We start from the raw sequence: 7,343 nt of genomic DNA on the forward strand, positions 1-7,343 counted from the left end.
GCGCGCGGACCGTCTTGGCCTCCTCGGTGCCCGAGAAGACCGAGCCGCCGCTGATCACGCAATCGAGCCCCTCGGCGCGCATCGCGTCGGCGTAGACGCCGGCCCGCGGCATGCCGCCCAGCAGCAGCACCATGCCGCCCACGGGCTGGCCCGCATCGGCGAGCGCGCGGAAGCGGCGCGCGATGGCCGCGGCCTTGGCCGCCGTGCGCTCCTCGGTGGTACCGCCTGCGACGAGCAGGGCCTGGCGGCGCGAGGCGCCCGCGGCGCGCAGGCCGTCGTCGCGGCCATCGTGCGGCAACAGGTTGAGGAAGCTCGGCATGATGCCGCCCTGCTCGTCGTCGAACACGCGCGCCACGTATTCCAGAATCTCCGCATGGCTGCGGAAGTTCTTGACCAGCTTCACCACGGAGCCCTGGGCGGACACGGCAGCGCCCGCTCGCTCCCCTGCCGACGCGGCCCCCTGCTCGATGCGGCGCTGGGCGCGGCGGAAGACCTCCACCTCCGCGCCGCGGAACCGGTAGATCGATTGCTGGGCGTCGCCCACCGTGCACAGCGCGCGACCGCCCTCGCCCGTAAGGAAGTTGATGAGGTCCACCTGCTGCTGGTCGGTATCCTGGAACTCGTCGATCATCACCATGGCGAACTTGCCCGCATAGACCTCGCGAATGAACGCGTGGTCGCGCAGTGCCTCGTACGTACGGCGCAGCAGGTCGTTGTTATCCAGCGCCGAGCGCTCCTCCTTGAGCGCGGCGTATTCCGCCGCCACCGCGCGCGCCAGGCCCATCAGCTCATCGAGGGCGTCGGCGCCGGTAGCGATATAGGCGTTGATGAACGCGTCGGCCGCCTCGGCCTTGAGCAGCGCCACCTGCTCCTTGGGAAACGCCTTGCTCGCGCGGGGCATCCCGCATGCCAGCATGCAGGCCGCGAGGTCGTCGCGTGTGCGCGGACCCGTCAGGTACGCCTCGATGGCCGCGATGGCCGCCTGGGCCGTCTCGGCGGCCTTGGCACTCGCCTCCAGGCACGGGCGATACGCATCGAGCAGGCCCGAAAAGTCAACGGAGCCGCGCGCGAACTTGATGTCGTCGAAGCCGTTTCGCGCCGCGCTCGCGCGCTCGAGCAGCGTGCGCACCAGCTGGCGCGCGCTCGTGCCCGCCTCGCGGCCGCCCGGGCCCACCTCGCCCGTGAGCGGGAACCACGTCTGCAGCGCATGCAGTCCGCCGCGCTCGCGCGCGATCACGCGGTCGACGGCGAGGTCCATAAGCGGGCCGGACACCGACTCGTCGAGCACCGTGAATTCGGGGTCGATACCCAGCTCGAGCGCGTGGGCGCGCAGGATGCGGGCGCACATGCCGTGGATGGTCGAGATCCACGCATCATCGACCTGCAGGGCGATCTCGTCCATACCCTCCTCGACCAGCGCGCTGCGCACGCGCTCGCGAATCTCCGCTGCGGCATCCTTGGTGAAGGTAATGGCCAGCACCTGGTCCAAGCTGGTGATGAACGGACCGGACTCAGGCGAGAGGGCCCACAGGATGCGGCGCGTAAGGGTGAAGGTCTTGCCCGAGCCCGCACCCGCCGACACGAACAGCGGCCGGTCGAGCGTGGTCACGATATCGCGCTGCTGGGGCATCAGTGTTGAAAGGTCCATGAGCTATGCGTTCCTCCGCTCGAATCCGAGGTCGTGGTTGAAGCTGCAGCGCGCAGCGGGCATGGGCGCGGCCGTGACGACGCCGGCCTCGAGCTCGTCGAGGCGGCGCGAGATGGTCTCCTCCACGCGGTCGAGCAGGGCCTCGAACCCCATGGTGCCGCCGTGCTCGACATCGGGGAAGCCGGCGGCGAGGCCGGGCACGCGGCCGTCTCCCGGCTCCTGTTCGGCGAACTCTTCGGACACGGCGCCTCGCATCGCGGGCTTGGAGCCCTTGGTGGCGAAGTAGATGCCGCCGCGCGCATCGAGCGCCAGCTCGGAGCGGCGCAGGGCCTGGGCGTAGATGAGCGTCTGCGTGTGCTCGGGCAGCCAGTCGGGGTCGTCTGCTGGCACCGTCCCGTCCTTCTTCGCAACCGTGGGATCGGCCAGCTTGAACGCGTTCACGTCGGAGCGATGCTTGTAGTCGATCACCATCGCGCGGTTCTCGGCATCCACGTCCACGCGGTCGATGCGGCCGCCGAGCGGACGCCCGGCATACTCGACGCCCAACTCGTTGAACGAGTATTCCAGGTACACGGGCGCGAACGGCGCCAAGGCGCCCGCTTCGTAGCGCAGCACGCCCTCGAGCTGCGGCAAGATCTCGTCGACCTGCACGCGCTGCAGGGCGCCGTGGGGTACGAGGGCGCCCGAGCTCGACGTCTTGTTGCGCTCGTGCTCGGCGCGGACCTCGTCGAAGACTTCGCGCAGCGCCTCGATGCACGCGTCGAGGTTGCGCTCGGTCACGCGCGGGACGCCGTCTTCGATCAGGCGCTCGTGCAGGCGATAGAGCACGTCGTGCACGAAGTTGCCCTTCTCCATGTTACCGAAACCGGCATCGAGCGAGGCGGGGCGCACGCGCGAGGACATGAACCAGCACAGCGGGCAGCTCGCATAGCTCTCGATCTGCGACGCCGAGAGCTGGCGAGGCACCAGGCGCTCCGGGTCCTTCGGGTCGCGCCGATAGAGCACCAGATAGGGCACGGCGTCCTCGCCGAGGCTCTGGGGCGGCAGGCAGGAGACGCGCCGGCGCTTCATGTGCGCGGTCGCCGCGGGGTCGAGGTCGCGCACGATGTCGCCCTCGCCCACCATGCGCACGCGGGGCGCGACGCCGGCGGCGCGCTGGCGAGCGAGCAGCTCGGTCCAGATGGCGGCGGGATAGCGGTCCTTGGCCTGGCGGTCATGCGTCACGCGCGCGAGCACCACCTCGCCGCGCGCCGCCGCCATGGCGCGTGCCATGAGGTCGCGCATGCGCGCCGCGGGCTCGAGCTCCACCGGCGCGAACGAGAACGCCGATGCGAGCTCGGCAAGCGGTCCCTCCTTGTGCGCCAACGGGAAGCTGTCGATATCTACATCGGCCACGAACAACGCGTCGATGGAGCCCGCATCCAGCAGGGCGGCGTCGGCGAGCGTCATGAAGCGCACGACGGGCTGCGCGGAGGTATCGGCGCCGTCGGGGCCGGTATGGGCGAAATCCGCCGATTCGCTGCGCGCCGCCGCCGTGACCGACAGCATGTCGAGCACCGAGACGGCCGCCGCCTGCGGCACGTCCAGCGCACGCGCCTGGTCGAGCACGAGCTCGATGGCCCGCGCCGCCATGGTGACCTCGATGTTGGCGCGCACCGTACCGCCCGTCCAGCCAAAGGCCGAACCCGGCAGCGCCGAGGCCACCGTGCACAGCGCCTTGAGCGCAGAGACCGAGCGATCCTGCATGAGATAGCTCACCACGCTGGAGCACACGGCGGGCACCTGCGCGTACGGGTTGGCGGGGTCGAGCTTCTTGCGCGACGCCTCGGCCTGCGTCTGGACGCCCTGCAGCGCGCGCAGGACGCCCTCGGGGCCCAGCGCGCGATTGGAGCGCAGCTTCTTGTCGAACCGGCGCGCCGCGAAGGCATCTACACCCGACAGCGGGGAATACAGCCAGTCGGTCAGCTCGGGCGCGGGCCACCAAAGGTCGGCGCGCTCCAGGCTCTCGCCCGCCTCCTGCATACGGCCCGCGAGGTCGAGCAGCGCGGTGAACTGGCACCCCACCTGCGTATCGCCGAACCGACAGGACACGGGGGCCTCGCAGGCGATGCCGCGGGCGGCCAGGCGCTCCGAGACCGCTTCGAACGCATCGGCCGGACGGGCCGCCGCGACCACGACGTCGCGGCCCTCGCCCACCAGCTCCGCGATGGCGTCCGCGTAGGCCGCGGCCCGCACATGCGGACCGGCGGCCTCGACAAACGTGGGCGCGGGCGCGGCATCGGGCGCGGACTCCTCGCCCAGCGCGACAACCTCCTGCGCACCGAGGGAACGTGCCAGCGAAACCTGCTGCGTGTTCAACAGGAACGCCGCATCACCGGCGTGCGAGATGCTGCGAACGAGCTGCATGATATGGGCGGGAAGTACCGTGACGTCGCGGACGGCGACGAAGCGCGCGCAGGCGGGGCGCCCGTCCCCGACGATGCGCGCGAGCAGGCACGCCGCCTCGGACGCCTCGACCAAGCCGCGCTCGGCTAGCGCGGCGGCATAGCGCTCGACCAGGCCGAACACCACGCGCTCGGCATCGCTCGAGGCGACGGGGGCCTCCTTCTCGAGCGCCGGCCCGGGCACGATGGCCGGCAACAGCGCCGCGGCGATATCCGCGAGCAGGCGCACGGTACCCGGATTGCTGCGCAGCGGCGCGAGCTCTTCCGGCTTGGAGGCGGCGACGATACTCGCCATGAGCATGCGCCGCTCGATAGGCGTCGCGATTCTGCGGCCGTCGCCGAGCAGCTCCCAGAGCCCCGCGACCAACGTCGCCGGCGTCGCCACGTCGATGCCCATGCCGGCGCCCGCGCGAGCCAGAGTGGCGCGGCACCGCTCGCGCTCGGCAAAGGAGGCAACGAGCAGCGTTGCCCTGCCGTAGGTTTTTGCGGCATCGATGAGCAGCGAAACCTCCGCCGCCGACAGCGATGACCCCGATGTTGTCTCGTATACCGTAAGCGCCATGCTCTCCGTCCTCGATCGAAGTTGACTCCCTTTATCCTACACGCCCGTGAGGACAGATTGCGAAGGCTCGGAGAAATCGCGTTTCATGCGGATCCGTTTGCAAAAGCGGACGGGCCCGGCGCGCGCAGAGCGCAGCCGGGCCCGTCCCGCAGCATCACATGGCGAATAGTCAGCCCTGCAATCTTTGAGCCGCATGCCGCTAGTACTTATTACCGCCATTCGACCTCAGCGTCAGAACGAGCATCCCGATCGACCCAACGAGGCACGCGATCGATCCCAAGGATCGAATCGCCTGAACGCTCCCGGGGCCGTACTTCTCCAAGATGCCACATGCGTCAATGATGAAACCCGCCCCCAGGCCGGCGCCCATGAGCGCGAGGCAAAGAATGAACTTCACCATATTCGATCGATGCCTCATGGTAGTCATGGCGTCTGAAACTCCACTTCGGAAACCTGGGTATGGACTTTGCTCGTATAGCCTCAGTCCCTACAGACAGTGATTGCATACCGCATCATGTTCAACCTATCTTTGCTCTAGGTATAAATGAAACCCCGCTGCCTGCGAAGGGGCAGCAATCACCCAGTCCCTAAATGGTTATATATTCTGGATAGACGGTTTTGAAATATACGGTATTGATGTATACCAATTAACTAGCTGTACGCATGAAAAGCAGAGGACGGGCCCGGCGCGCGGAGCGCAGCCGGGCCCGTCCTCGTTAGCGGAATGTAATTGATGCCGATGCAGGGCACCGGCCCGCGGTCCTACTGGTCGCCGAACTTCACCAGCACGCGGCGGTATCCGCCGTACTCGCCGTTGAGCGACTTGGATACGCGGCTCACCGTGGTGGACGATGCGCCCGTGCGCGCCTGGACCTCGACATAGGGCTCGCCCTCATCAAGATAGCGGGCAACCTGGAGACGCTGGGCGAAGTCGCAGATCTCGCGCGGGGTGCACAGGTCGGTGAGGAACGCCCGCACGTCGTCGGCGTTCTCGAGCAGGAGAAACGACTGCACCAGCTGGTCTACATCGGGACGCTCGAACATCTTCTCAATGTTCATGAACCCACCTTTCAATCACAAGGGCCCGCCCGGGACGCAGCTGCTGATTCACAGGCGAAGCCGTACTATTCACAAGCAGGCAATTATGCCAGTACCGTACATCCTACACCACTCAAATAAAGCAATGCACGTAATCGCCACCGATTGCTTACATTTCATGCTGAAATCAGCTGTTCCATGTTCATGGTCAACTGCACGCGATTATGCACGGGCACCCCTACCAACGCGGCAGCGTCGGAATCAGCGACAGGCGCTCTTCAAGTCCCGAGGTCCACAGCACCTCGTCGCGCTCGTCGATCATCACGGCCTCCACCCCGTCGATGCCCTCGATAAAATCGATGGCCGGGCGGGCGCCCATCATGAGCGCGGTGGTGGAGTAGCCGTCGCAATCGATCGAGCGCGCCGCCAGAATCGTCGCGCTCACGGCATCGGTCTGCGCGGGCGTGCCCGTCCGAGGGTCGAGAATATGGTGATAGGTGACGCCGCCTTTCGAAAAGCGGCGCTCGTGCACGCCGCTCGTGACGACGGAGCCATCGGCCACATCGACGATCGCGCGGTGATGGCCCGGGTCGCGCGGGTTCACGATGCCGATGCGCCAGGGCGTGCCCGCCGCCACGGGGGGACGAGCGTCGGCCGCCGCCGGGCGCCCGCCGCGCACCAGCACGTTGCCGCCCAGATTGATAACGAAGCGCGAGACCCCGCACGCCGCGAAGCGCTCGGCCAGGTCGTCGGCGATATAGCCCTTGGCAACGCCTCCCAGGTCGAGCACGGTGCGCGGATCCGTGATGGCGAGCTCGGGGTGCCCGGGCGTTCCGCCAAGAACAACGCGCTCGTACCCTACGTGCGGAAGCGCCCGCGCCAACGCGAGCTTGCTCGGCACCACGCCGGTATGAAAATCCCACAGCGACGTGACCGTGCCCATGGTGATATCGAAACGCCCGCCGCTCGCCCGGCAGTACCCAAGCGCCGCCCGCGTGAGCTCGGCCGTCTCAGGTGCCACGGCCACGGGCGCGGGCGCGGCGGCATGGGCGCGAGAGATATCGGAGTCATCGCGCGTACGCGAGAACACGTGCTCGAAAAACAGGCAGCGATCGCGGCAGGCCTCAAGGGCCGCATCCAGGCGGGCGGCCGCCCCGTCGTCGTCGCGCGCCTCCCCGTCGCCTGCATAGGCATGCAGGTGCACGTTGGTGTTGAAGATGAAGAAGGCTATGGCGCGCGATCCGTCGACGGCGTCGAACGGACGGGCCGAGGTCGGCTCGCCATATACATATTGCTGCGACATATGAACTCCGCCTAACAGCATATCGCTCGCGTGAGTCGTGGAGAGACCGCGATACGGATTCTTGTGACTTCAGGGCATGGTACCCTGTGCAGGATATACACGCTGCAACCAATCATAGCGCCTGCAAGGCATGCAAGGAGGTACGTCATGCGCTTCATTCTCAACTGGCTGCTCACGTCCATCGCCATCGCGATCGCCACCGCCCTCGTTCCCGGCATCGAGCCCTTCGGCGCCGCCGACGCCTGGATGAGCTTCGCGTTCGTAGGCCTCTTCCTGGGATTCGTGAACTCGCTCATCAAGCCGCTGCTCACGTTTATCTCATTCCCCCTCACCATCCTCACGCTGGGC

The 7,343-nt window shown here is 67.6% G+C and carries 6 protein-coding genes; 1 reads left to right on the forward strand and 5 read right to left on the reverse strand.

Annotated features, from left to right (window positions below):
- From I2E26_RS07340 to I2E26_RS07360, 5 genes are all read right to left on the reverse strand, one after another.
- Positions 1–1,648, reverse strand: a 1,648-nt coding sequence (locus I2E26_RS07340; RefSeq protein ID WP_195420212.1) for an exodeoxyribonuclease V subunit beta, incomplete at its 3' end; no start/stop codon positions are given.
- A 3-nt stretch (positions 1,649–1,651) separates the two neighbouring features.
- Entirely contained in the window at positions 1,652–4,654 is a 3,003-nt protein-coding gene (locus tag I2E26_RS07345; RefSeq protein ID WP_195420213.1) for a PD-(D/E)XK nuclease family protein, read from the reverse strand.
- Positions 4,655–4,853: 199 nt separating this feature from the next.
- A complete protein-coding gene (locus tag I2E26_RS07350) occupies positions 4,854–5,081 on the reverse strand; it encodes a hypothetical protein (protein WP_195420214.1) in 228 nt (75 codons plus the stop codon).
- A gap of 335 nt (positions 5,082–5,416) precedes the next feature.
- Positions 5,417–5,713 carry a YerC/YecD family TrpR-related protein gene (locus tag I2E26_RS07355; RefSeq protein WP_195420215.1) on the reverse strand — a complete coding sequence of 99 codons (297 nt, stop codon included), beginning with the start codon at positions 5,711–5,713 and terminating at the stop codon, positions 5,417–5,419.
- Positions 5,714–5,930: 217 nt separating this feature from the next.
- Positions 5,931–6,995 carry an FAD:protein FMN transferase gene (locus tag I2E26_RS07360; protein WP_195420216.1) on the reverse strand — a complete coding sequence of 355 codons (1,065 nt, stop codon included), beginning with the start codon at positions 6,993–6,995 and terminating at the stop codon, positions 5,931–5,933.
- 147 nt (positions 6,996–7,142) lie between these two features.
- Between I2E26_RS07360 and I2E26_RS07365 the strand changes: the two genes are divergently transcribed.
- On the forward strand, positions 7,143–7,343 hold a 201-nt coding region (locus tag I2E26_RS07365), incomplete at its 3' end, for a phage holin family protein (protein ID WP_195420217.1).

The sequence above is a fragment of the Collinsella sp. D33t1_170424_A12 genome (assembly GCF_015554865.1).
GTDB lineage: Bacteria > Actinomycetota > Coriobacteriia > Coriobacteriales > Coriobacteriaceae > Collinsella.

Bases quoted from the DNA above. Each gene is read 5' to 3' on its own strand.
- I2E26_RS07355 (WP_195420215.1), bottom strand. From the start codon at position 5,713: ATGAACATTGAGAAGATGTTCGAGCGTCCCGATGTAGACCAGCTGGTG.
- I2E26_RS07360 (WP_195420216.1), bottom strand. From the start codon at position 6,995: ATGTCGCAGCAATATGTATATGGCGAGCCGACCTCGGCCCGTCCGTTC.
- I2E26_RS07350 (WP_195420214.1), bottom strand. From the start codon at position 5,081: ATGACTACCATGAGGCATCGATCGAATATGGTGAAGTTCATTCTTTGC.
- I2E26_RS07345 (WP_195420213.1), bottom strand. From the start codon at position 4,654: ATGGCGCTTACGGTATACGAGACAACATCGGGGTCATCGCTGTCGGCG.